The sequence below is a fragment of the Streptomyces sp. BK208 genome, from assembly GCF_004364245.1.
Classification (GTDB): domain Bacteria; phylum Actinomycetota; class Actinomycetes; order Streptomycetales; family Streptomycetaceae; genus Streptomyces.
On sequence record NZ_SOAV01000001.1, the window covers coordinates 511987 to 533144 of the forward strand.

Here is a 21158-nt window from a genome sequence, read left to right on the forward strand (position 1 = left end):
CTCACCTCTCCGGCCGTGCGCCAACTGCGCTGTCTGCCGCCGGAGATGACGGGCATCCGGGTCAGTAGGAAGGAGGGCCGTCGCCATGACGACTCCCGTCAAGAAGCCCACGAGTTCCGTCGAGAGGCCCGCGCGGCGCATCCCCGGCTGGGCCAAGGCGCTGACCGCGTTGCTGCTGGTGCTCGTCGTGCTGTTCGCCGGGCTGCGGTTGAGCATCGTGCCGGGGCTGAAGGACCTGTTCGGCTCCGAGACGCAGGACCGTTCGGGCCCCGCGCTGCTCAAGTCCGTCCAGGACATCAGCCGTTACGACGCCGCGTCCGGCAACTTCCAGGTCGTCGTGGACCTGGAGAAGGACGCCAAGTTCCTGCCCGACGCGATCCGCGGCAGCCGCACCCTGTACGTCGGGGCGGGCACCGTGGACGCCTTCGTCGACCTCGGGAAGGTGGGCGAGAACGACGTCACGGTCGACGACGAGCGGACGTCGGCCACGCTGCGGCTGCCGCACGCCGCACTCGGCGAGCCGGCCCTCGACCCCGACCGCTCCTACGCGGTCTCCAAGCAGCGCGGACTGCTCGACCGGCTCGGCGACCTGTTCTCGGACAACCCGAACAGCGAGCAGGCCGTGCAGAAGCTCGCAGCCCGGCACATCGGCGAGGCCGCGAAGGACAGCGAGTTGAAGGCGCGCGCCGAGAGCAACACCACCGCCATGCTCAGGGGACTGCTGACCTCCCTCGGCTTCGAGGAGGTCCGGGTGACGTACGGGACGACGTGACCCCCGCCCGCGGGCACGGCTCGGCCCACCCGGCGGCACACACCCCCGGGGTGGACGGGCGTGCCCGCGCACGGGGGAACCCTCGGCACGGCGAGACGGTGGACGAGGGCGGGGACGGCCGACCGGACGATCGCCGGGCATGCTCGGCGCAACGGCGGGCATCCTCGGCCATGGAGCGGGTAACCGCCCCACCACGCGGGGACGTCGAGACTGGAGGACTGACATGACTCGTGCCGCCTCACGGGCGCGTTCGTGGCCGCGCCCCCGCGCCGCCAGGACGCCGGAGGCCGAGCCGCAGAAACCCGAGCGTCGCGAACGGCACGCTCTCGCCCTGCCGTTGCGCCTGCTGGCGACGGCGTGCGCGTTCGTCTTCATGGTGGCGTTCGCCGTGGTGCTGGCGCGGCTGACCCTGAACCCCTCCCCCGCGTCCGAGGCCCTGACCCACACGAACCTGCACCCCGGGCGCTCCGTGCGGGCCTACCTGGACCAGCCCGCGCTGCGCGACGCCGTCAAACAGATCGGCGGGAACATCCTGCTCGGTGTGCCGTTCGGCGTCCTGGTCCCGGTCGTCGCCCCCCGTACGCGCGGGGTGCTGCGCGTGGCGCTGCTGACGGCCGTCGTGATGCTGCTGGTGGAGTTCGCGCAGGGCGCCCTGGTCACCGGGCGGGCCTTCGACATCGACGACGTCATCCTCAACACCACCGGCGCGCTGATCGGTTACCTGCTCCTCGGCCGCCGGATGAGCCGCACGGTGCACGCCCGCGTGACCCGCGCCTGAGGGCACGTCCCGGAGCGCGGGCCGCGAGAGCGGTCCGAGGGCGGCGACATCTGGTCCGTACCAAGGTATTGACCACCCCTTATCTCACTACTTGAATAAAGAGGCGACACACTTCCCGCCCCCACCTCGGTCGGCGCCCGCCGCGGGCGCCGTACGGAAGGGAGAGCCGTGGCACGTCCACGCCTGCTCCGCAGATGTCTCCTCGCCGCCGCCCTGTCCGCCGGACTGGCCGCGACCCTCGTGACCGGCCCCGCCCAGGCGGAACCCGGCACCTCTCCGGCCGCCGGGTCCGTCGGCGCCTCGTCCTCGGCGGCCGCCGCCGTGACCTTCTCCGACACCTTCGACGGGCCGGCCGGCGCCGCCGTCGACTCCTCGAAGTGGCAGATCGAGACCGGCGACAACGTCAACAACCACGAACGGCAGTACTACACGTCCGGCAACAAGAACGCGGCCCTGGACGGACAGGGCCACCTGGTCATCACGGCCCGCAAGGAGAACCCGGCCAACTACCAGTGCTGGTACGGCTCCTGCCAGTACACCTCCGCCCGGCTCAACACCTCGGGCAAGTTCACCGCGCAGTACGGGCACGTCGAGGCGCGCATGAAGGTGCCGCGCGGACAGGGCATGTGGCCGGCGTTCTGGATGCTGGGCACCCCGGTGAACTGGCCGGACTCCGGCGAGGTCGACATCATGGAGAACGTCGGCTTCGAGCCCTCCACCGTGCACGGCACCCTCCACGGCCCCGGCTACTCGGGCTCCGGCGGCATCGGCGCCGGCTACACGCTGCCGGGCGGGCAGGCGTTCGCGGACGCCTTCCACACCTTCGCCGTCGACTGGGCGCCCGACTCGATCACCTGGTCGGTGGACGGCAACGTCTACCAGCGGCGCACCCCGGCCGACCTGGGCGGGAAGCAGTGGGTGTTCAACAGGCCGTACTTCCTGATCCTCAACCTGGCGGTCGGCGGCTACTGGCCGGGCGACCCCGACGGCTCGACGGTCTTCCCGCAGACCCTGGTGGTGGACCACGTCTCGGTGGCCACGGGCGACTCGTCGGCCGGGGGCGCGATCCGCGGTCTGGCCGGCAAGTGCGCGGACGTCGCCGCGGCGAACACCGCCAACGGGACCCCCGTACAGCTCTACGACTGCAACGGCACCGCGGCCCAGCGGTGGACGGTCGGGTCCGACGGGACCGTCCGGGCGCTCGGCAAGTGCCTGGACGTCAACGCCGGCGGCACGGCGGACGGCACGGTCGTCCAGCTGTGGGACTGCAACGGCAGTGCCGCACAGCGGTGGGTCGTCTCCGCCGCGCACGACATCGTCAATCCGCAGGCGAACAAGTGCCTCGACGTCACCGGCAACAACTCGGCCAACGGCACCCGGCTGCAGATCTGGACCTGCACGGGCGGCGCCAACCAGAAGTGGACGGTGGGCTGAGGCCCGGGCGGGGACGGCCCGGGGCGCCCCTCAGCGCGCGGCCCAGGTGAACTTGTCCCCGCCCACCCAGCGGACGACGGCCGGATCGTCCAGGTCGTGAACGGTGATGCCGAAGGCGGCGGCCGCCTCCAGCACGTCGGTGACGGCCCTGGCCTCACCGACCACCTGGCCGTCGATTTCCACGATCCGGAACGGTGGCGGGCCCGGGTGCACCCCGAACACGAGGATCCGCGGACTGCCGATGTACGGGCTGTCGATCTCGGTCATGCAATCGAGGGTAGGCCGCGACGTCCGCGAGCGGGGACCCGTGCCCGGCCCGGCACCGGCCGGCCGGCCGTCTCGTGGTGCGGGTCCCGGTCCTCTGGGGAACCCTGGACGGTGAGGACCGGCGGGTCGGGCCGAGGTCGCGCGAGGAGGTGGCGATGGACCCCGTCGAGGCGCTGGAGCGGATCGCGTTCCTGCTGGAGCGGGCCCAGGCACCGACGTACCGCGTCCGCGCCTTCCGTACCGCCGCCGGGGTGCTGGGCGGGCTGCCGGCCGGCGAGCTGCGCGAGCGGGCGGGGTCGCTGGAGTCGCTCAAGGGGGTCGGTCCCAAGACGGCGCAGGTGGCACGCGAGGCGCTGGACGGACAGGTGCCGGGCTACCTGGCGAAGCTGGAGGCCGAGGCGGACACGCCGCTCGCCCGCGGCGGCGAGGAGCTGCGAAAGCTGCTGCGCGGCGACTGCCATCTGCACTCGGACTGGTCCGACGGCGGCAGCCCGATCGAGGAGATGGGCCGGACCGCGGCAGCGCTCGGGCACGAGTGGGCGGTCCTCACCGACCACTCGCCCCGGTTGACGGTGGCCAGCGGGCTCTCCCCCGCACGGCTGCGCGAGCAGCTGGACGTGGTGGCGGAGCTCAACGCGGCCTGGGCGCCGTTCCGGCTGCTGACCGGCATCGAGTGCGACATCCTCGACGACGGCTCGCTCGACCAGGAGCCGGAGCTGCTGGAGCGGCTCGACGTGGTGGTCGTGTCCGTGCACTCCAAGCTGCGGATGGACAGCCGTTCGATGACCCGCCGGATGGTCGCCGCCGTCCGCGACCCGCACGCCGACGTGCTCGGGCACTGCACCGGCCGGCTGCTGACCGGGCGCGGCAGGCCGGAGTCGGAGTTCGACGCGGACGAGGTGTTCGCCGCCTGCGCGGAGTCGGGTACGGCCGTGGAGATCAACAGCCGCCCGGAGCGGCTCGACCCGCCGCGGCGGCTGCTGCGCCGGGCGGTGGCGGCGGGCGTGCTGTTCTCCATCGACACCGACGCGCACGCGCCCGGTCAGCTGGACTGGCAGATCCACGGGTGCGCCCGGGCCGAGGAGTGCGGGGTGCCCCCGGAGCGCGTGGTCACCACGTGGTCCCTGGAGGAGCTGCTGGCCTGGACGCGTGAGGGCCGCACACCGCCTGGAGTGGCGGACCGCTGACGCGGGTACCCGGCCGCCGATCCACACTCCACGCACCACGAAAGGGACACCGCATGCAACGGGCGGCCGTGTTCGACGTCGACGGAACCCTCGTCGACACCAATCACCTGCACGTGACGACCTGGTGGGAGGCGTTCCGGCAGGCGGGCCACCAGGTGCCGATGCACGCGATCCACCGGGCGGTGGGCCTCCCCTCCACCGACCTGATCGCCCACCTGCTGGGCAAGGACCGGGACACGGACCAGGACGCCGCGCTGAGCGCCGCCCACAAGGCCCTCTACGGCCAGTACTTCGACCGGCTCCCCGCGCTGCCGGGCGCCGGTGAGCTGCTGCGCCGGCTGGCCGGGGACGGCTGGACGGTGGTCCTCGCCACCTCGGCGGGCGGTGCGGAGCTGGGCGCCCTGCGGCGGGCGATCGACGCGGACGACGCGATCGCCGCCACCGCGAGCGCCGACGACGTGGACGCGGGCAAGCCGGACCCGGAGCCGGTCCGGCACGCCCTGGAGCTGGCCGGGGTACCGGCCGAGCGGTCCGTGTTCGTCGGCGACACCGTGTGGGACATGCGCGCCGGCAGCCGGGCGGGGGTGCGCTGCGTGGGCGTGCTGTGCGGCGGCCTGCCCCGCGCCGACCTGGAGGAGGCGGGGGCGCAGGCTGTCTACGCCGACCCGGACGACCTGCTGTCCTCGCTGGACGGGAGCCCGTTCGCATGAACCGCGGTTCCATGTCCCACCGCCCGACGTTCCGCCCCCGTACGACTCCGCCGGCCGGGCGGACGTCCCGCGCCGCATGACCGCTGTGACACCCGGCCGCCGGAAGACGCTCCGGGGGCGGCGGCCCCTGACCGCCGTGTGGTGGGAGCTGTGTGCCGTCGGGCGGGCCGTGCGGGCCGCCTGGCGAGGTCCCGGGCGGGAACGCGACCTGGTGGTGCAGTCCCTGAAGGCCGCGGGTGCGGCGCTGCTCGCCTGGGCCGTGGCGGACCTCTGGCTGGACGACCCGATGGCGTTGATGGCGCCCTGGGTGGCTCTCGTCCTCGTCCAGGCCACCGTGTACAGCTCGGTGCGGCAGGCCGGACAGCAGTTCGCGGCGATCTGCGCGGGAGCGCTGGTCGCGTCGGCCGCGCAGGCGATCACGGACGACACCACGGGTGCGCTGGCACTGTCCCTGCCGGTGCTGATGCTGATGGCGAACTGGCCCCGCTTCGGCCGGCAGGGCATCTACACGGCCACCACGGCGGTGTTCGTGCTGGCCTCCGGCACGGCGGTGTCGGCCCCCGCGGTCGGCCACCGGATCGGGCAGGCGGCGCTCGGCGCGGTCATCGGCGTGGCGGTCAACGCCCTGGTGCTGCCGCCGATCCACCTGAGGGACGTCCGCGAGAACCTCGCGGCGCTGGCCCGGGAGTCGGGCGACGTGCTGAGCACCGTCTCCACCGGCCTGCGGGAGACCGAGTGGGACGCGCAGAGCGCGGCCGCCTGGTCGAGCGACGCCGCGCGCCTGCAGCGGCGGCTGGGGGCCCTGGAGTCGGCCCGCTCGTGGAGCCAGGAGAGTCTGCGCCTCACCTCCCGCTCGCTGCGCAGGCTGCACCGCGCACCCGCCACGGTGCCGCCGGAGGACGAGGACCAGCGGTGGAGCCGGGTCACCGGGAACATCACGGCGCTGATCCGGACGCTGGCGGTGGCGGTCGACGAGCGGCGGACACCCGCCCCGCCCGAACGTCCGGTGCTCGACCTGTACGCGCGCCTGCTGCGGCTGATCGCCGAAGCCTGCCACGCCGAGGCGAGCCGTCTGGTGGGAGAGAGGCCCGAGACGGACACGAAGGCGGCCGCCGAGGAGACGATGGAGGAGCTGCACCTGCAGTTGCAGGAAGGGCTGCGGGAGCACGCCGGGCGGGAGGCGGCACGGGCGGCGGTCCTCGGCACCCTGGTCCTGCAGGCGGAGAACCTGTGGGCCGAGGTCGTGCCCGAGGCCCGGGACTCCGCGGCACGTCCCGCGGAACACCCCGCGGACGACAGGCAGTGACGCACCTCACCGCCCACCGCGACGAACGGTGGAACACCCGCAGGTCGTTCACCGTTGAACAGACCGTGGGTACGGAGGGGACAGTGTCCCCGGGCCTCACCTATTGCCCACAGGGACGATCGTTCGGCTGAAGCCCTGTGGAGCCTTTCGCCGAGAGGCGACCGCCCTCCGTATCCGCCCCGGTCCGCCCCGGCCGTGATTCCCCCGTCACGGCCGGGGCTTCTCCTTGTGCGCCTCCCCGGCTCCCGCGCTTCTCGCGCGTGCTCTTCCCGGGCGGCGGGTACCCGGTGCTCTCCGCACGGGCACGCGACCGAGAGGAGCACAGGGTGAGCAGCACGACGGGCGGCAGGATCGTGGTCACGGGCGCGACGGGCAACGTGGGCACCAGTGTGGTGCGGCTCCTCTCCGAGGACCCGGAGGTGGGGTCCGTACTGGGGCTGGCGCGGCGGGTGCCCGGGTGGTCGCCCGCGAAGACGGAGTGGGCGGCGGTGGACCTGGCCTCGGAGCAGACCGACCTGGCCGGCCACTTCGCCGGGGCCGACGCCGTGATCCACCTGGCCTGGGCGTTCCAGCCGACGCACGACCCGGCGACGACCTGGCGCACGAACGTGCTCGGCTCGATCCGGGTCTTCGAGGCGGTGGCCGCGGCCGGGGTGCCGGCGCTGGTGCACGCCTCGTCGGTCGGCGCGTACTCGCCGGGGCCGAAGACCCACGCGGTGGACGAGTCGTGGCCGACGCACGGCTGGCCGGACGCCGCGTACTGCCGGGAGAAGGCGTACCTGGAACGGACCCTGGACACCTTCGAACGCGACCATCCGGGCATCCGCGTGGTGCGGATGCGGCCGGCCTTCCTCTTCAAGCGGGAGTCGGCCAGTGAGCAGCGCCGGATCTTCGGTGGCCGGTTCCTGCCGGGCCCGGCGACGCGGGTGGACCTGCTGCCCTTCCTGCCGGACGTCCCCGGTCTGCGGGTGCAGGCCCTGCACACGGACGACGCGGCAAACGCCTACCGGCTGGCGGCGCGCTCCGAGGACGCGCGGGGCGCGTTCAACCTGGCCGCGGAGCCGCCGGTCGACGCGGAGGTGCTGGGCGAGATGCTCGGGGTGCGCCCGGTGCGGCTGCCCCGCACCGCGGCCCGCTCGGCGATCGCCGCCGCGTGGGGACTGCGGCTGCTGCCGGCCTCGCCGCACCTGTTCGACGCGGTACTGCGGTTGCCGATCATGGACTGCGCGCGGGCCGGGGACGTGCTGGGCTGGCACCCGACGCGTACCGCCACGCAGGTGCTGGAGGAGTTCCTGCGGGGCCTGCGGGAGGGCGCGGGGGCGGACACGGAGCCGATGCGCGGGCGCAAGGTCGGCTGAGCCCCACGCGTGAGGGGCGGCGGGCACGGTGCCCGCCGCCCCTCACGCGTGGGAGCGCACGCCGGGACCGGGAGACTCGCTCGCCCGCCCCGGTCAGCCGGAGGACTCCTCGGGCAGGTCAGCCGGAGGACTCGTCGGGCACCGGATGCTCGGGGTGTACGGCGCCGGAGTGCGGCGCACCCTGCCGGCCGGTCCCCGCCTCGTCGGTGTCCGGTACGTCGGTCGCCGGCTCCGACTCCGCGTCACCGGCCCCGCCGTCCTCGGGCCGCTCGTCGTCCAGGCCCTGCCGGTGCTCGAGCTGCTCGCGGGTCGGCGAGGCCGCCTCCCACGGGTCGTCGTGGTCCCCGGCCTGCTGGTCCGGCATGTCGCGGGGGACGGGGGCACCGTTCTCCCCCGGTCCCTGCTCGCGGTGGTCGGACACGGCGCACTCCTTCCCGACGGTTCTCCAGGACATCCGGGGACGGCACCGGCGGTCCTCCGCCGGTGCCGGCCTCCGGAGCGGCCCCGGGTACCTCCTCGGGGCCCGGCGAAACCTCAGTGCGGCGCCCGCTCCTCGAGCGCCGTGCGCCAGGCGGGGACCGGGTACTCCGGGGCCGGCTCGGGACGTCTGCCGCCGCGCGTGAAGAAGTCGGCCAGGGGCAGGATCGCGGCGCCGACGGTCACGGCGTCGGGGCCGAGCCGCCCCAGGTCGACCGTGACCTTCCTGGCGGGGTGGCGCAGGGCGTAGGACACCGCGTGCCGGCGTACGGCGGGCAGGAAGCGGTCGCCCAGCTGGAGGCCGGCCCAGCCGCCGATGAGAATCCGCTCGGGCTGGAAGAGGTTGATCAGGTCGGACAGGCCGGCGCCCAGGTACTCGGCGGTCTCCTCCAGGACGGCGAGCGCGACCGGGTCGGCGGCCTCGCCGTCGGCGGGGTAGGCGGCGGCGAGCAGCGCGGTGAGGGCGCTCTCCTCGTCGGTGCCCTCCGGCACCCGGCCGCCCTCCTCCCGCCAGCGGGCCAGCAGCGACTCGGCGCCCGCGTACGCCTCCAGGCAGCCGAGTGCTCCGCAGCGGCAGCGGCGCCCTCTGACCCGGACCGTCAGGTGGCCCCACTCGACGGCCCGGCCCTGCTCCGCCTCGGGGGTGACGAGGCTGGCGCCGACGCCGGAACCGAAGAGGACCACGACCGCGTTGCGGGCGCCGCGTCCGGCGCCGAACCACATCTCGGCCTGGCCGAGGGTCTTGGCCCCGTTGTCGATGAAGTAGGGGACGGTGTCGGGCAGCGGGGAGCCGGCGCGCAGCAGCGCCTCCAGCGGGACCGCGTCCCAGCCGATGGTCTGGCCGTGCACCACGGCACCGCGGTCGGCGGTGTGCTCGACGATGCCGGGGACGCCGATGCCGGCGCCGAGCAGCCCGGCGGGCGCGAGTCCGGCCGTGGCCAGGACGTCGGCGATGCCGTCGCGGATGTGTCCGACGATGACGTCGACGTCGTAGCGCTGCTGGGCCAGCGGGCGTTCGGCGCGGGCGAGTTCGGTGAGGGTCAGGTCGAACAGCTCGACGCGCACCCGGGTCTCCCCGACGTCCACGCCGATCATGTGGCCGCTCGCGGGGGCCACACGCAGCAGCGTGCGGGGCCGGCCGCCGTCGGAGTCGACGCTGCCGGCCTCCTCCACGAGTCCGTCGGCGACCAGGTCGGCGACCACGTTGCTCACGGAACCGGAGCTGAGGCCGGTCGCCGGGCCCAGCTCGAAGCGGCTGAGCGGTCCGTCGAAGTAGAGCCGTTGCAGCACGGCCGTACGGTTGGCCCTCCTCAGGTCGCGCACCGTGCGTCCGTTCCGCCCCGCCATGTGGCTCCTCCCGTACGTGCCCGGTCTGCAACATACCTCTGCCGGACAACCGCACGCGACTTCCCTTCGCCCTTAATTCATGCTATGAACTCGCGCTCGCCGAGAAATCGCTGGCACCCTCCGCCGTAGGCTATCTACGCTAGGCGTAAACCTAGAGAGTCTAGTTTTGGTGTCCATGTGCAAGGGAGGCTCCCATGAGAGCACTCGACGAGCAGGCCGTCCGGGCCTCTTTCATCAACTGCTCGAAGGGCGAGGCGAAGCGCTTGGCCGTGCCCCGCGATCTCGGCGAACGCCCCTGGGACGACCTCGACTTCCTCGGCTGGCGTGACCCCGGGGCGCCGGACCGCAGTTATCTGGTCCTGGAGGACGGTGGCCGGCCCACCGGTGTGGCGCTGCGGTTCCAGCCGCCGCGCAGCGGCTTCCTCCAGCGCAGCATGTGTGCGCTGTGCCTGACCACCCATCCCCGCGGCGGTGTGTCGCTGATGACGGCGCGCAAGGCGGGGGCGGCCGGCCGCGAGGGCAACTCGGTCGGCCTGTACATGTGCACCGACCTCGCCTGTTCCCTGTACCTGCGGGGAAAGAAGGTGCCGGAGAGCGGCGGCCGGTTCGAGGAGAGCCTCACCCTGGAGCAGCAGATCGCCCGGACCGTGGGCAATCTCGCCGCGTTCGTCGCCAAGGTGACCGGCTGAACCGTCCGGCGGCGCCCGGCGCGTGAGAGGGGTCCGGCCGCCCGCGTCCGGCTACCGTCCTGATCGGACACGTTCGAGGCGCCTGCGGAAGGGAACAGCCCGAGGATGCGGGATGTGCTTGAGGCCGCCAAGGCGGCTCTGCGTCGGGTGAAGTGGCTGCGGGACCCCGTGGTCGTGCAGGCCCTGCGCTCCGCCGCCGCGGCTTCGATCGCCTACGTCATCGCGGTGCGGCTGTCCCCCGACAAGTCGGCGGCACCGCTCACCGCGCCCCTGACCGCGCTGCTGGTCGTCCAGGTCACCCTGTACGCCACGCTGAAGATGAGCTTCCGCCGGGTGAACGCCGTGGTGGCCGGCGTTCTGGTCGCCATCGCCTTCAGCCAGTTGGTCGGGCTGAGCTGGTGGAGCCTGGCCCTGATCATCGTGGCGGCGCTGGGCGTCGGGCACCTGGTGCGCGCCGAGGAGTTCACCGCCGAGGTCGCGATCAGCGCGATGCTGGTGCTCGGCGTGACCTCGCACGGGAGCCTGGCCTGGGCCCGGGTGGTGGAGACCCTGATCGGCGCGATCGTCGGTCTGGTCTTCAACCTGATCCTCGCGCCCCCGGTGTGGGTGGAGCAGGCCGGCGAGTCCGTCGTCGGGCTGGCCCGGCAGGTGCGCCAGCTGCTGCTGCGCATGGGCGAGGAAGCGGCCGGCAGCACGCCGTTCCACGAGGCGGCGGCCCGGCTGCACGAGGCGCGCCGGCTCGACCACGACATCGGCGAGGTGGACGAGGACCTGCGCCAGGCCGAGGACAGCCTGCGGTTCAACCCCCGGGTGCGCGAGGGACTCCTGCACCGGGTCGTGCTGCGCACCGGCCTGGACACCCTGGAGATCTGCACGGTCGTCATGCGGGTCCTCGCCCGCAGCTTCACCGACCTGGCCAAGGAGCGGGAGCCGGAGCCCCTGTTCTCGCCGGAGACGGGGGCCGCCGTCCAGCAGTTGCTGTCCGAGATCGCCGACGCCGTGGTGAGCTTCTCGGTGCTGGTCACCAGCAGCGCGAGCGAGAGCGCCGAGTCCGCGGAGGAGCGGCTGGCCGCCGAGCTGCGCCAGGCCGCGGCCACCCGGGACCGGCTGGCCGACCTGCTCCTCGACGAGGTCCGGCGCGACTCCCGGCAGTGGCAGCTGCTGGGCGCGGTGCTGGCCGAGGTGAACCGGATCATCGACGAGATGGACACCGAGCACCGCTCCCGCCGGCTCCTGGAGGAGCTGGACCGCCACACCCGCGAGCAGCGCGAGCGCATGCCGCGGCTCACCCGGCTGCGGGACCGCGTGCGGGGCCGGCTGCGGGGGCGGCCGCGCAGGCGGAACCGCGGGGCCGCCGCGCGGCGTTCCTCATGAGGAGCGACGAACAGGCACGGCGGATGAGGGGCGTTCGGATGACCGACACCAGTGTGCGGATCGACGGGAACCGGCTGATGCTGCCGGGGGGTGCGGCGGTGCGCTTCGTACGCACCCTGCGGCTGCCCGAGACGGGGACGCACCCGCTGCCGCCGGGGCTCGGCGAGTTCCCGGTCCGGCGGGTGGCCGACTACGCCGACAGCGTGCCCGAGGCGTGGCGTGCGCGCGGCGGCGTGATGCTGCCGGTGTACCTGCGCGAGGCCATGTGGCTGAGCTTCGCGGGCACCCGGGAGCCCGCCGCCCTTCAGGTGGGGGTGGGCAAGGTGTGCGCGGTCTCGGGCCGCCCGTGGAGCGACCGGCTGACGCGCGATCCGCAGAACTACGTGGTCCTCCCCCGCCAGCCCTGGCTGGACGGCATCAACTCCGGGTCCGGCACGGTCCGGCAGTTCGTGGCGGTGCCGCTCGGCATGGGGGCGACCGTCGAGGGCCAGGTCACCGGCGAGGAGGTCTGGGGAGGCGTCCAGCTCCAGGCGTTCACGCTGGGCGAGGCGGAACTGGCCCGCTGGCGCGAGGAGGAGCGACGCCGCGCGGAGCTGGCACGCAGGGCGGCCCCCTCGGGCGGCGCCTTCGGGGCCGCGGCGCCGGCGATGGCCCCGCCGGCCCCGGGTGCGGCTCCCGGGTACGGCGGTGCGCCACGGGCCCGGTCCGCGCCGGCCATGGGCCTCGGCGTCGGCGGCTCCATGCGCCAGGAGGTGTACCGCGACGAGCGGGCGCTGACGGACTGGGCCGAGCGCCCGGCAGGCCGGGTCTTCGTGCACCTGGTGACGCCGCCCGAGTGGCGCCGCATCACCGGCGAGGCGCCGCCGCCCTCGCCGGTGGACCGGGCGGCGTACACACGCGCCGGTCTGCCCTGGTACGACTACTACGACCAGGACGCCGACGACCTCGCGCCCACCGAGCCGCTGCGGGACGTCAAACCGGTCGGGGAGTGGGTCGGCGACGACCACGAGCCGTGGCAGACTCCCGCGCCCGGCCAGGTCCACCCGCTGGGGGACGCCCCGGGCAAGCCGGTGCAGGACGGGGACTGGTAGCCGCGAGCCGGGGCGTGCGGGGGACCATCGGAGGGCAGGGGCGGCTCGCACGGCCGCCCGCACCGGCACGGGAGGCGGCATGAGCGGTCACGGGTTCGACAGGCGCCGGTTCGTCCGGCTCCTCGCACGGGGCGCCGCCGCGGCGGCGCTCCCCGCGGCAGCGGCCTGCGGCGGACGGGCGGACCCCGACCGCCCGGCCCCGGCGGCCACCGCTCCCGGGGCGAGCCGCAACGCGGCGGGCGGGCGGCGGGAGGCGTCCGGCCCGCGCCCGCTCCTCCTCGGCACTTACACCTCCGCCGACGGCGGCGGCAGGGGCATCGGGCTGGCCGAGTACGACCCCGGCACGGGACGCGTCACGGGCCGGGGGGTCCTCGCCGAGGTGGACGACCCCTCGTACCTGGCGGTGCATCCCGACGGCCGCACCCTGTACGCGGTGAACGAGCGCGAGGACGGGGCGGTGACCGCCGTCCGGCTGGCGGACCGCAGGGTGCTGGGCAGCCGGAGCACCGGTGGCGCGGCGCCCTGCCACCTGTCCGTGCACCCGGGCGGACGCTGGCTGCTCAGCGCCAACTACGGTTCGGGCAGCGTGGCCGTGCACCCGATCGACGCCTCGGGCGCGCTCGGGGAGCGCACCGACCTGGTCACGCACACCGCTCCCCCGCCCGGCCCCGGACAGCAGGGCCCGCACGCCCACCAGGTCGTCACCAGCCCGGACGGCGGCCACGTGCTGGCCGTGGACCTGGGCACGGACACCGTGTACACCTACCGCCTGGACGAGAGCGCGGGCACCCTCACGGAAGTCTCCCGGGCGCGGACCCGGCCCGGCGCCGGACCGCGACACCTCACCTTCCACCCCGGCGGACGCCACGCCTACCTCGCCGACGAGGTCGACAACACCGTCGCGGTCTGCGCGTACGACCCGGGGACGGGACGCCTGACCGTCGGCGAGGGCCAGCCAACCGGCACCGGGCCGGACCCCGGGCCCGGCACCAACTACCCGGCGCAGCTGCTGGTCACGTCCGACGGCGCGTACGCCTTCCTCGCCAACCGGGGGCACGACAGCCTCGCACGGTACGCGGTGGAGGCGGAGGGGGCCCGGCTCCGGCTGCTGGGCACGGTGCCGGCCGGCGGCGCGTTCCCGCGGCAGATCGCGTTCTCCCCGGACGGCGGGCTGCTGTTCGCGGCGAACCAGCGGTCCGGCACCGTCAGCGCGTTCCGCGTGAGCGGGGACACCGGCCGACTGAGCCCGGTGGGAGAGCCGTTCGCGTCACCCGTCGCCGTCTGCGCGCTGCCGCTCTAGGGCCCGCGGGCACGAGGCGGCGCCCGCCTGCGCGAGCAGTACGTGCACCCGCTCCGTGAGCTGGGCGACCTCGTCGGCCGGCGCGTGGAAGGGCAGGCGTACGTCGCCCTGCCCGCGGACGCGCTCGATGCGCAGGGTCAGCCCGTGCCGGTCGACGGCGAGCGGCCGCACCCGGACCGCTCCGTGCAGGCTGTCCGGATCGACGAGACGCGTCAGCCGCTGCACGGCGTCGTCGTGGCAGTCGGCGAGATGGGTGAGCAGCCGGGCCTCGGCCAGGGCCAGCGGATCGGGCGCGGCGGCGGCGAACTCGTCGACGTCGACCACCACGGCACCGGACGGACGCCGCAGCACCACGCGGGTGGGCCGGAAGGCCAGGTGCCCCTCCTCCACGGCCAGCCGGCCGGCGAGCCAGAGCCGGGCCCTGATCCGGCTCCGCACCGGGACGGGCGCCACGTCGGCGAACTCCAGCACGGCGGACGGCTCCCCGCGGGGAGCACAGAGCGCCGCCGCGAGCAGGGTGCTGTCCTCGGGCACCCGCAGGAGCACCCGTCCGTCGTCGGCCACGCTGTGCGCCCCGACGAACTCGTCGCGGCCGCCCTCCGCGGTCACCGCGCAGGACCAGGCGGCGGCGAGCACGGACCGGGCCTGCTCCGCCGCGGCCGGCCCGGCCGTCCAGGCGTGGGTGTCTCCCATCCCAACCTCCGTTCGGGCAATTCATTAGGTAAGGCTCACCTAACCTATCGGAGATCGGAGAGCGCGCCAACCACGGCACCGGCTCCGTCCGCGATGCGGTCGCCGTGACCTCAGGGCGCGATGGCTCCCAGCAGCGCCCGTGCGCACAGGTCGCGCACCTGCTCGCGGCCGGGTTCCGGGTCCCGCAGCCACTCCAGGCAGACGGCGGTGGTGAAGGCCAGCCAGCCGCGCACCGCGAGCCGCACGTCGCCGCGCTCCGCGAAGGCCGGACCGAACTCCGGGTCGGCGGCCAGGGCGGCGAGGATCTGCCGCTCCTGCACCGCGAGCGCCCGCCGGTACACCCGGCGCACGGCCCGGTCGCCCGTGGCGTCGGCGCGATGGAAGGCGCGGTAGCCGTGCGCGTGGGCCCGGACGTGCTCGAGGTACGCGTCGAGGCCCGCGGCGAGCTGCTCGCGGACCGGGACGCCGGGCACGGCCGCCGTCAGCCGCAGCATCCGCTCGCTCTCCCGCTCCACGACCGCGGCGAAGAAGTCCCGCTTGTTCGGGAAATAGTGGTACAGCAGCCCTCGGGAGACCCCGGCGATCTCGGCGACCTGCTCGATCCAGACCTCGTCGTAGGGGCTCTCGGAGAACAGTCGCGCGCCCACCGAGAGCAACTGCTCCCGGCGCTCGGCGGTACTGAGCCGGCGGCGGGTGCGCTCGCCCTGGTTCGCGGCCATGCCCGCACCTTACTTGACGCCGGTTCAACAACGGGTCGAGACTGGACGCGTTATTGAATCCATGTACAACACGCTCGCCTCGGCTCGTGCAACACGCCGCAGCGTCAAGGGAGATCGCGTCATGGCCCAGACAGCGAGGGAGACCACCCGAGGCGGACTGCCCAAGGGTTTCCGCAGTGCCGAGCAGGGCTGGCCCGAGCTGCGCCGCATCCCGCACCCGCCGTACCGGCTGCCGCTGCTCGGCGACGTGGTGGGGGCCAGCCGGCGCACCCCGATGCAGGACTCGCTCGAGTACGCGCGGCGGCTGGGGCCGATCTTCCGGCGGCGGGCGTTCGGCAAGGAGTTCGTCTTCGTGTGGGGCGCGTCCCTCGCCGCCGACCTGGCGGACGAGACGCGGTTCGCCAAGCACGTGGGGCTCGGGGTGGCCAACCTGCGGCCGGTCGCCGGGGACGGGCTGTTCACGGCGTACAACCACGAGCCCAACTGGCAGCTCGCGCACGACGTGCTGGCGCCCGGCTTCAGCCGCGAGGCCATGGCCGGTTACCACGTGATGATGCTGGACGTGGCCGCCCGGCTCACCGGCCACTGGGACCTCGCCGAGGCGGCCGGGCGGGCGGTGGACGTGCCCGGCGACATGACCAAGCTGACGTTGGAGACCATCGCGCGCACCGGGTTCGGGCACGACTTCGGCTCCTTCGAACGCCCCCGCCTGCATCCCTTCGTCACCGCGATGGTGGGCACGCTCGGCTACGCGCAGCGTCTGAACACGGTGCCCGCGCCGCTCGCCCCCTGGCTGCTGCGGGACGCGAGCCGCCGCAACGCCGCCGACATCGCCTACCTCAACCGCACGGTCGACGACCTCGTCCGCGAACGCCGGGCGGGTGGCGGCGCGGACGGCCGGGGCGGTGACGGCGACCTGCTCGACCGGATGCTGGAGACGGCCCACCCGGAGACCGGGGAGCGGCTGTCGCCGCAGAACGTGCGCCGCCAGGTCATCACCTTCCTGGTCGCCGGCCACGAGACCACCTCGGGCGCGCTCTCCTTCGCCCTGCACTACCTCGCCCGGAATCCCGAGGTCGCGGCGCGGGCCCGCGCCGAGGTGGACCGGGTGTGGGGCGGCACCGAGGCGCCCGGGTACGACCAGGTGGCCAAGCTCCGGTACGTGCGCCGGGTGCTCGACGAGTCGCTGCGGCTGTGGCCGACCGCGCCCGGCTTCGCGCGGGAGGCCCGCGAGGACACGGTGCTCGGCGGCACGCACCCGATGCGGCGCGGGGCCTGGGCGCTGGTGCTCACGGGCATGCTGCACCGTGATCCCGAGGTGTGGGGTCCGGACGCGGAGCGGTTCGACCCGGACCGGTTCGACGCCAAGGCGGTGCGCTCGCGCGCCCCGCACACCTTCAAACCGTTCGGGACGGGAGCGCGGGCGTGCATAGGGCGGCAGTTCGCGCTGCACGAGGCGACGCTGGTGCTCGGGCTGCTGCTGCGCCGCTACGAGCTGCGGCCGGAACCCGGCTACCGGCTGCGGGTGACGGAGCGGCTGACACTGATGCCGGAGGGCCTGCGCCTGCACCTGGCCCGGCGGGCCCCGTCGGTGCCGGTACCCGCTTCCCGCACCGGTGCCGCCGCGGCCGACGGCACCGAGGGCGCCCGGAACGACGTTTCAGCGCCCCGCTGTCCAGTGCACCGGACGGGCGACTGAGTCCGGCAGCCTGGTGCCCGGGCCGCCACGGGCCGCGTCGACCTGCGGCTGGGTCAGGAAGAACGCGCCCGTCAGATCCGCGTCGCTCAGCTCGGCGTCGCGCAGGTCCGCACCGATCAGGTCGGCGCCCCGCAGGTCGGCGCCGGTGAGGTCGGCGGCGATGAGGTACGCCCCGCGCAGATCGGCGCCGGCCAGGTCGGCGCCCTTCAGGCGGGCGCCCATCAGGTCGGCGTTGCGGCGGTTCTTCTTCCGGCCGCCGGCGCCGGCGCGGACCAGCTCGCTGGTACGCAGCAGGAGCGCGTTGACGCGCTGCCGGTGTGCGGCCACGTCGAGTGCGGCCAGCTCCTCCGGGGTCCCCTCGGCGAGGCGTTCGGTCTCGGCGAGGGCGCCGCGCAGGTCGGCGTGGACCGGACGGGCGGCGGGCAGGGTCAGCGCCTCGGTCAGGTACCGGAGCAGCTCGTGCAGTTGGCGGACGACCGGGAACACCTCGAACATGCGCCGGGCCCGCTCCGGCGGGCCGGTGCGCCAGTCCCGGCCGCCGAAGGTGACCTGGGAGACCCGCTGCCCGGCGCCGAAGCAGTCGTAGACCGTGCAACCGGTGAAGCCCCGCTCGCGCAGCGTCGTGTGGATGCCGCAGCGGTGGTCGGTACGCAGGTTCGCGCAGGGCGTCCCGGCGTCCTTGTCGACCGCGAAGTCCGCCGAGCGGGCGAACGGCAGGGCCACGCAGCACAGGCCGAAGCAGCTCCCGCAGTCGCCGCGCAGTTCCGCACCGGGCCGGTCGTCCACCCGGTCCCCCTCGTGTTCTGGCATGTCGTCGAGGATACGGACCGCCGGGACGCGGGTACGAGATCGGCCCCGCGCCCCGGGTCAGGCCTCCACCGCCGACAGGTCCAGCCGGGCCAGCCGCTCCGGGTCGGACAGGATGTACAGCCCCGTGATGAGCCCGTCCGCGACGGTGACGTAGGTGACCGACACCGCGCGCCCCTCGGACACCGTGAGGGTGCCGACCGCGCCGTTGACCAGGACGACGCGGGCGAGTCCGGCGAGGTGGCGGAAGTGGAACGCCCCGGTGGCGACCGTCCGCGCCCCCCGCACCGCCTTCGAGGCCGCCACGCCGAGGGCCGCCGCGCCGGCGTCGGCCCGCAGCACCACGTCCGGGTGGAGCACGGACACCAGTGCCTCGAAGTCACCGGCGCGACTCGCGGCCAGGAACGCCTCGACCACCCGGCGCTGCCGGCCGAGGTCCGGTTCGGCGGCGGGCGTCGCGTCCCGCACCCGGCGGCGGGCCCGGTGGGCGAGCTGCCGGGTGGCGGCCGGGGTGCGCTCGACGACCGGCGCGATGTCGTCGAAGGGCACGGCGAACATGTCGTGCAGGACGAACGCCAGCCGCTCGGCCGGTTCGAGGGCTTCCAGCACCACCAGCAGGGCGATGCCCACCGAGTCGGTGTGCAGGGCCTCCGCCTCCGGGTCGGCCCCGGGCAGGGCCCGCAGCACGGGGTCCGGCACGAAGGAGTCGAAGCCCTCGGTCATCGGCTCCTCGCGACGGGCGGTGCGGGAGCGCAGCAGGTCCAGGCAGATCCGGCCGGTCACGGTGGTCAGCCAGGCGCCCAGATTGCCGACGCCCTCCCCGCCGGAGCGGTCGAGCCGCAGCCATGCCTCCTGCACCGCGTCCTCGGCCTCGGCCAGTGAACCGAGCATGCGGTAGGCCACCGCCCGCAGCCGGCCGCGATGCTCCTCGAACCGCTCCGCGAGACGCTGCCGCCCCCGTACGTCCCGCACGTCCTGCTCCCCCCGCACGTCCGGCTCCCCCGTCATGCCGCTACCGTCCGAAGACTTCGAAGGTCACCGCGGGCTTTCCGCCGAACCGCTCCCCCGCGGTCCGGGCGAAGCCGGTGAGGAAGCCGCGCACGTACGTCTCCGGGTCCTCGTCGGTCAGCACCTCGATGTACGTGCGGTGTTCGAGCAGCGAGCGCACCGCGCGCTCCAGTCCCGGGGTGGCGTCCACGGCGTGGGTGGGCGAGGAGGAGCCGGCCACCGCGACCCAGCGCACGCCGTTCCACGGTTCGAGGCCCTGCTCGGTCAGCTCCGGGAAGATCCACCGGTTGCCCGCGTCGGCCGCGGCGTCGAGCGTGGCACGGCCGACGGCGACGTGGTCCGGGGTGTTCCAGGCGACGCCGCCCCAGGTGTCCCGGTGGTTCAAGGTGATGACCAGCTCGGGCCGGTGACGGCGGATCGCGGCGGCGATGTCGCGGCGCAGCGCGGTGCCGTACTCGACGACGCCGTCCCGGTGGTCGAGGAACTCCACCTCGCTCACCCCGACGACGGCGGCGCTCGCACGCTGCTCCCGCTCGCGCAGCGGGGCGCACTCCTCGGGCGGCAGCGTGTCGATGCCCGCCTCGCCCCTGGTGGCGAGCACGTAGGCGACCTCGCGGCCCTCGTCGGTCCAGGCCGCGATCGCCGCGGAGCAGCCGTACTCCAGGTCGTCGGGGTGGGCCACGACGGCGAGGGCGCGGCGCCAGTCGCCGGGCATGGGCTCCAGTGGTGTGATCGTCGGCTCCGTCATGCCCGCACAGTAACCCGCGCCGCCGACACCGGGCCCGGATTTCCGGCGCCCCGCCCGTCCCGCCCCGCAGCGTCTCGCGCCCCGCGCGTCAGGCCTCGTCGCGGGCGAGGGCGAGCAGCCGGTCCAGGACGCGGGGGCCGCCGGCGCGGACGCCGTCGTGCTCGAACTCGTCGGTGACCCAGGTGCGCAGGCCCCGGATCGCCCGGGCGGTGGTGAGGGCGTGGGCGGTGTCGACGTACATGTCGTCGTGGTAGACCGCCGCGGCGGCCGGGACCTCGTTGGCGGCGAGGCGGGCGGGGTCGTACAGCGGTGTCCAGTCGGTGCGCGCGGCGAGCAGTCCGGCCGTCTCGCGCAGCGGGCGCAGGGCCGGGTCGCAGTCGAACGTCCAGGGGTGGACGGACTCGCCGGTGAAGAGCAGCGGTTCGTCGCCCGCGAGGGTCTTGGCGGCGTCGAAGCGCGGGAACTCGGCGCGGACCCGCTCGGCGGACCAGTCGGTGGGCCGGGCGTCCTGGCCGTAGATGGCCTCGTGGATCAGGGCGTACAGCGGGTGGCTCGCGTAGGACAGCAGGGCCTGGGCCTGCTCCTGGAAGGCGTCGGAGAGAGCGTGTCCCTGCGGGGTGCGGACGAAGGCGTCCTCCAGGAGGAAGTGCAGGTGGTGGCTGCCCTCGCCACCGCCGAGCACGATGCCGAGGGACTGGAAGGCCTCCACGGTGAGGCGGTAGCCGTTCGGCAGGACCACGTCGTGGGTGAGGAGGTGGTCGGCGATGCGGCGGGCGCGCTCGACGTCCTGCGGGTAGCGGGCGTAGTGGGCGACGACCTTGCGCTCGATGCGAGGGTAGGCGGCCCGGTAGACGTCGTCGGCGTGGGCGTCGAGGGAGGGCAGACCGCCGGTGATCAGCGCGGCGCTCAGGCCCTCGGGGGCCAGCGACAGGTAGGCGACGGTGCAGAAGCCCCCGAAGCTCTGGCCGAGGACCGTCCAGGGGGCGCCGCCGGTGACCTCGCGGCGGACGGCCTCGCAGTCCCGGACGATGGCGTCGGCGCGGAAGTGGGTGAGGTAGTCGGCCTGCTCCGCGGGGCCGCCGCGCAGCGGGAGCGTCTGGCGGTTGGCCGGGGTGGAGGCGCCGGTGCCGCGCTGGTCCAGGAGCAGCACCCGGTACTCGTCGAGGGCGCGGCCGAGCCAGGCGGGGCGGCCGACGAAACGGTTCGCCCCGAAGCCGGGGCCGCCCTGGAGGTACAGCAGCCACGGCAGGTCCTTGCCGGCCTTGCCGCTCGCGACCACCTCGCGGGCGTACAGCTCGATCGTCTCCCCGGTGGGGTCGGCGTGGTCGAGGGGCACGGTGAAACGGCGGTCGGTGAGGACGACACCTGGCTGGCGGTAGCTGAGGCTCAACGGG

The 21158-nt window shown here is 74.5% G+C and carries 21 protein-coding genes; 12 read left to right on the top strand and 9 right to left on the bottom strand.

The genetic code is table 11. The features are described 5' to 3' along the window. Window positions 1-85 precede the first annotated feature (85 nt). The 3 genes from EV562_RS02405 (at window position 86) to EV562_RS02415 (ending at window position 2984) form a co-directional block, all read left to right on the top strand. Entirely contained in the window at window positions 86-772 is a 687-nt protein-coding gene (locus EV562_RS02405; protein WP_133884947.1) for a DUF4230 domain-containing protein, read from the top strand. A gap of 223 nt (window positions 773-995) precedes the next feature. Beyond that, window positions 996-1550, top strand: a complete 555-nt coding sequence (locus EV562_RS02410; RefSeq protein WP_133884948.1) for a VanZ family protein — start codon at window positions 996-998, stop codon at window positions 1548-1550. 168 nt (window positions 1551-1718) lie between these two features. Then, a complete protein-coding gene (locus EV562_RS02415) occupies window positions 1719-2984 on the top strand; it encodes a glycoside hydrolase family 16 protein (RefSeq protein ID WP_133884949.1) in 1266 nt (421 codons plus the stop codon). Window positions 2985-3014: 30 nt separating this feature from the next. Here EV562_RS02415 and EV562_RS02420 read toward each other — a convergent pair whose 3' ends face one another. Then, window positions 3015-3251, bottom strand: coding sequence for a hypothetical protein (locus tag EV562_RS02420; protein WP_133884950.1), 237 nt, complete (start codon window positions 3249-3251; stop codon window positions 3015-3017). A 155-nt stretch (window positions 3252-3406) separates the two neighbouring features. Between EV562_RS02420 and EV562_RS02425 the strand changes: the two genes are divergently transcribed. The 4 genes from EV562_RS02425 to EV562_RS02440 all read left to right on the top strand — a co-directional run bounded on the left by EV562_RS02425 (window position 3407) and on the right by EV562_RS02440 (window position 7812). Then, window positions 3407-4438, top strand: a complete 1032-nt coding sequence (locus EV562_RS02425; protein ID WP_208298268.1) for a PHP domain-containing protein — start codon at window positions 3407-3409, stop codon at window positions 4436-4438. A 53-nt stretch (window positions 4439-4491) separates the two neighbouring features. Then, entirely contained in the window at window positions 4492-5148 is a 657-nt protein-coding gene (locus EV562_RS02430) for an HAD family hydrolase (RefSeq protein ID WP_133884952.1), read from the top strand. Between the two features lie 76 nt (window positions 5149-5224). Beyond that, window positions 5225-6454, top strand: coding sequence for an FUSC family protein (locus EV562_RS02435; protein WP_208298269.1), 1230 nt, complete (start codon window positions 5225-5227; stop codon window positions 6452-6454). Between the two features lie 326 nt (window positions 6455-6780). After that, window positions 6781-7812 (top strand): SDR family oxidoreductase, encoded by a 1032-nt coding sequence (locus EV562_RS02440; RefSeq protein WP_133884953.1) that lies wholly within the window; start codon window positions 6781-6783, stop codon window positions 7810-7812. A 118-nt stretch (window positions 7813-7930) separates the two neighbouring features. On the opposite strand, the gene EV562_RS02445 is transcribed toward EV562_RS02440, so the two are convergent. Then, the gene (locus EV562_RS02445) at window positions 7931-8233 is read right to left on the bottom strand and encodes a hypothetical protein (RefSeq protein ID WP_133884954.1); all 303 of its coding nucleotides are present in this window, start codon (window positions 8231-8233) and stop codon (window positions 7931-7933) included. 113 nt (window positions 8234-8346) lie between these two features. Further along, window positions 8347-9636, bottom strand: a complete 1290-nt coding sequence (locus tag EV562_RS02450; protein WP_133884955.1) for an ROK family transcriptional regulator — start codon at window positions 9634-9636, stop codon at window positions 8347-8349. Between the two features lie 194 nt (window positions 9637-9830). On the opposite strand from EV562_RS02450, the gene EV562_RS02455 reads away from it, so the two are divergent. The 4 genes from EV562_RS02455 (at window position 9831) to EV562_RS02470 (ending at window position 14090) form a co-directional block, all read left to right on the top strand. Then, window positions 9831-10325: an FBP domain-containing protein gene (locus EV562_RS02455; protein ID WP_133884956.1), complete on the top strand. Its 495-nt coding sequence runs from the start codon at window positions 9831-9833 to the stop codon at window positions 10323-10325. Window positions 10326-10430: 105 nt separating this feature from the next. Beyond that, a complete protein-coding gene (locus EV562_RS02460) occupies window positions 10431-11699 on the top strand; it encodes an FUSC family protein (RefSeq protein ID WP_208298270.1) in 1269 nt (422 codons plus the stop codon). Between the two features lie 38 nt (window positions 11700-11737). Then, window positions 11738-12790: a hypothetical protein gene (locus EV562_RS02465; RefSeq protein ID WP_133884957.1), complete on the top strand. Its 1053-nt coding sequence runs from the start codon at window positions 11738-11740 to the stop codon at window positions 12788-12790. 79 nt (window positions 12791-12869) lie between these two features. Further along, window positions 12870-14090, top strand: a complete 1221-nt coding sequence (locus tag EV562_RS02470) for a lactonase family protein (protein WP_133884958.1) — start codon at window positions 12870-12872, stop codon at window positions 14088-14090. On the opposite strand, the gene EV562_RS02475 is transcribed toward EV562_RS02470, so the two are convergent. Together EV562_RS02475 and EV562_RS02480 are read right to left on the bottom strand one after the other, a co-directional pair. Beyond that, window positions 14058-14783, bottom strand: a complete 726-nt coding sequence (locus tag EV562_RS02475; RefSeq protein WP_133884959.1) for a DUF2470 domain-containing protein — start codon at window positions 14781-14783, stop codon at window positions 14058-14060. The genes EV562_RS02470 and EV562_RS02475 overlap by 33 nt on opposite strands. Before the next feature lie 110 nt (window positions 14784-14893). Further along, window positions 14894-15502 carry a TetR/AcrR family transcriptional regulator gene (locus EV562_RS02480; RefSeq protein ID WP_133884960.1) on the bottom strand — a complete coding sequence of 203 codons (609 nt, stop codon included), beginning with the start codon at window positions 15500-15502 and terminating at the stop codon, window positions 14894-14896. Window positions 15503-15623: 121 nt separating this feature from the next. Between EV562_RS02480 and EV562_RS02485 the strand changes: the two genes are divergently transcribed. After that, on the top strand, window positions 15624-17201 hold the full coding sequence (locus EV562_RS02485) for a cytochrome P450 (RefSeq protein WP_133884961.1): 1578 nt from the start codon (window positions 15624-15626) through the stop codon (window positions 17199-17201). Here the strand turns inward: EV562_RS02485 and EV562_RS02490 are convergent. The 4 genes from EV562_RS02490 to EV562_RS02505 all read right to left on the bottom strand — a co-directional run bounded on the left by EV562_RS02490 (window position 17163) and on the right by EV562_RS02505 (window position 21154). Beyond that, the gene (locus EV562_RS02490; RefSeq protein ID WP_133884962.1) at window positions 17163-18011 is read right to left on the bottom strand and encodes a pentapeptide repeat-containing protein; all 849 of its coding nucleotides are present in this window, start codon (window positions 18009-18011) and stop codon (window positions 17163-17165) included. The genes EV562_RS02485 and EV562_RS02490 overlap by 39 nt on opposite strands. A gap of 57 nt (window positions 18012-18068) precedes the next feature. Continuing rightward, on the bottom strand, window positions 18069-19016 hold the full coding sequence (locus EV562_RS02495) for a sigma-70 family RNA polymerase sigma factor (RefSeq protein WP_133884963.1): 948 nt from the start codon (window positions 19014-19016) through the stop codon (window positions 18069-18071). 4 nt (window positions 19017-19020) lie between these two features. Beyond that, window positions 19021-19764 (bottom strand): PIG-L deacetylase family protein, encoded by a 744-nt coding sequence (locus EV562_RS02500; protein WP_133884964.1) that lies wholly within the window; start codon window positions 19762-19764, stop codon window positions 19021-19023. An 88-nt stretch (window positions 19765-19852) separates the two neighbouring features. Beyond that, window positions 19853-21154 carry an alpha/beta fold hydrolase gene (locus EV562_RS02505; RefSeq protein ID WP_133884965.1) on the bottom strand — a complete coding sequence of 434 codons (1302 nt, stop codon included), beginning with the start codon at window positions 21152-21154 and terminating at the stop codon, window positions 19853-19855. Window positions 21155-21158 lie beyond the last annotated feature (4 nt).

Excerpts from the sequence above, each read along its gene's own strand:
- EV562_RS02495 (WP_133884963.1), bottom strand. The coding sequence starts at position 19,016 with ATGACGGGGGAGCCGGACGTGCGGGGGGAGCAGGACGTGCGGGACGTA.
- EV562_RS02435 (WP_208298269.1), top strand. The coding sequence starts at position 5,225 with ATGACCGCTGTGACACCCGGCCGCCGGAAGACGCTCCGGGGGCGGCGG.
- EV562_RS02470 (WP_133884958.1), top strand. The coding sequence starts at position 12,870 with ATGAGCGGTCACGGGTTCGACAGGCGCCGGTTCGTCCGGCTCCTCGCA.
- EV562_RS02450 (WP_133884955.1), bottom strand. The coding sequence starts at position 9,636 with ATGGCGGGGCGGAACGGACGCACGGTGCGCGACCTGAGGAGGGCCAAC.
- EV562_RS02475 (WP_133884959.1), bottom strand. The coding sequence starts at position 14,783 with ATGGGAGACACCCACGCCTGGACGGCCGGGCCGGCCGCGGCGGAGCAG.
- EV562_RS02465 (WP_133884957.1), top strand. The coding sequence starts at position 11,738 with ATGACCGACACCAGTGTGCGGATCGACGGGAACCGGCTGATGCTGCCG.
- EV562_RS02430 (WP_133884952.1), top strand. The coding sequence starts at position 4,492 with ATGCAACGGGCGGCCGTGTTCGACGTCGACGGAACCCTCGTCGACACC.
- EV562_RS02420 (WP_133884950.1), bottom strand. The coding sequence starts at position 3,251 with ATGACCGAGATCGACAGCCCGTACATCGGCAGTCCGCGGATCCTCGTG.
- EV562_RS02405 (WP_133884947.1), top strand. The coding sequence starts at position 86 with ATGACGACTCCCGTCAAGAAGCCCACGAGTTCCGTCGAGAGGCCCGCG.
- EV562_RS02455 (WP_133884956.1), top strand. The coding sequence starts at position 9,831 with ATGAGAGCACTCGACGAGCAGGCCGTCCGGGCCTCTTTCATCAACTGC.
- EV562_RS02480 (WP_133884960.1), bottom strand. The coding sequence starts at position 15,502 with ATGGCCGCGAACCAGGGCGAGCGCACCCGCCGCCGGCTCAGTACCGCC.
- EV562_RS02485 (WP_133884961.1), top strand. The coding sequence starts at position 15,624 with ATGGCCCAGACAGCGAGGGAGACCACCCGAGGCGGACTGCCCAAGGGT.
- EV562_RS02425 (WP_208298268.1), top strand. The coding sequence starts at position 3,407 with ATGGACCCCGTCGAGGCGCTGGAGCGGATCGCGTTCCTGCTGGAGCGG.
- EV562_RS02460 (WP_208298270.1), top strand. The coding sequence starts at position 10,431 with ATGCGGGATGTGCTTGAGGCCGCCAAGGCGGCTCTGCGTCGGGTGAAG.
- EV562_RS02410 (WP_133884948.1), top strand. The coding sequence starts at position 996 with ATGACTCGTGCCGCCTCACGGGCGCGTTCGTGGCCGCGCCCCCGCGCC.
- EV562_RS02490 (WP_133884962.1), bottom strand. The coding sequence starts at position 18,011 with ATGCCAGAACACGAGGGGGACCGGGTGGACGACCGGCCCGGTGCGGAA.
- EV562_RS02500 (WP_133884964.1), bottom strand. The coding sequence starts at position 19,764 with ATGACGGAGCCGACGATCACACCACTGGAGCCCATGCCCGGCGACTGG.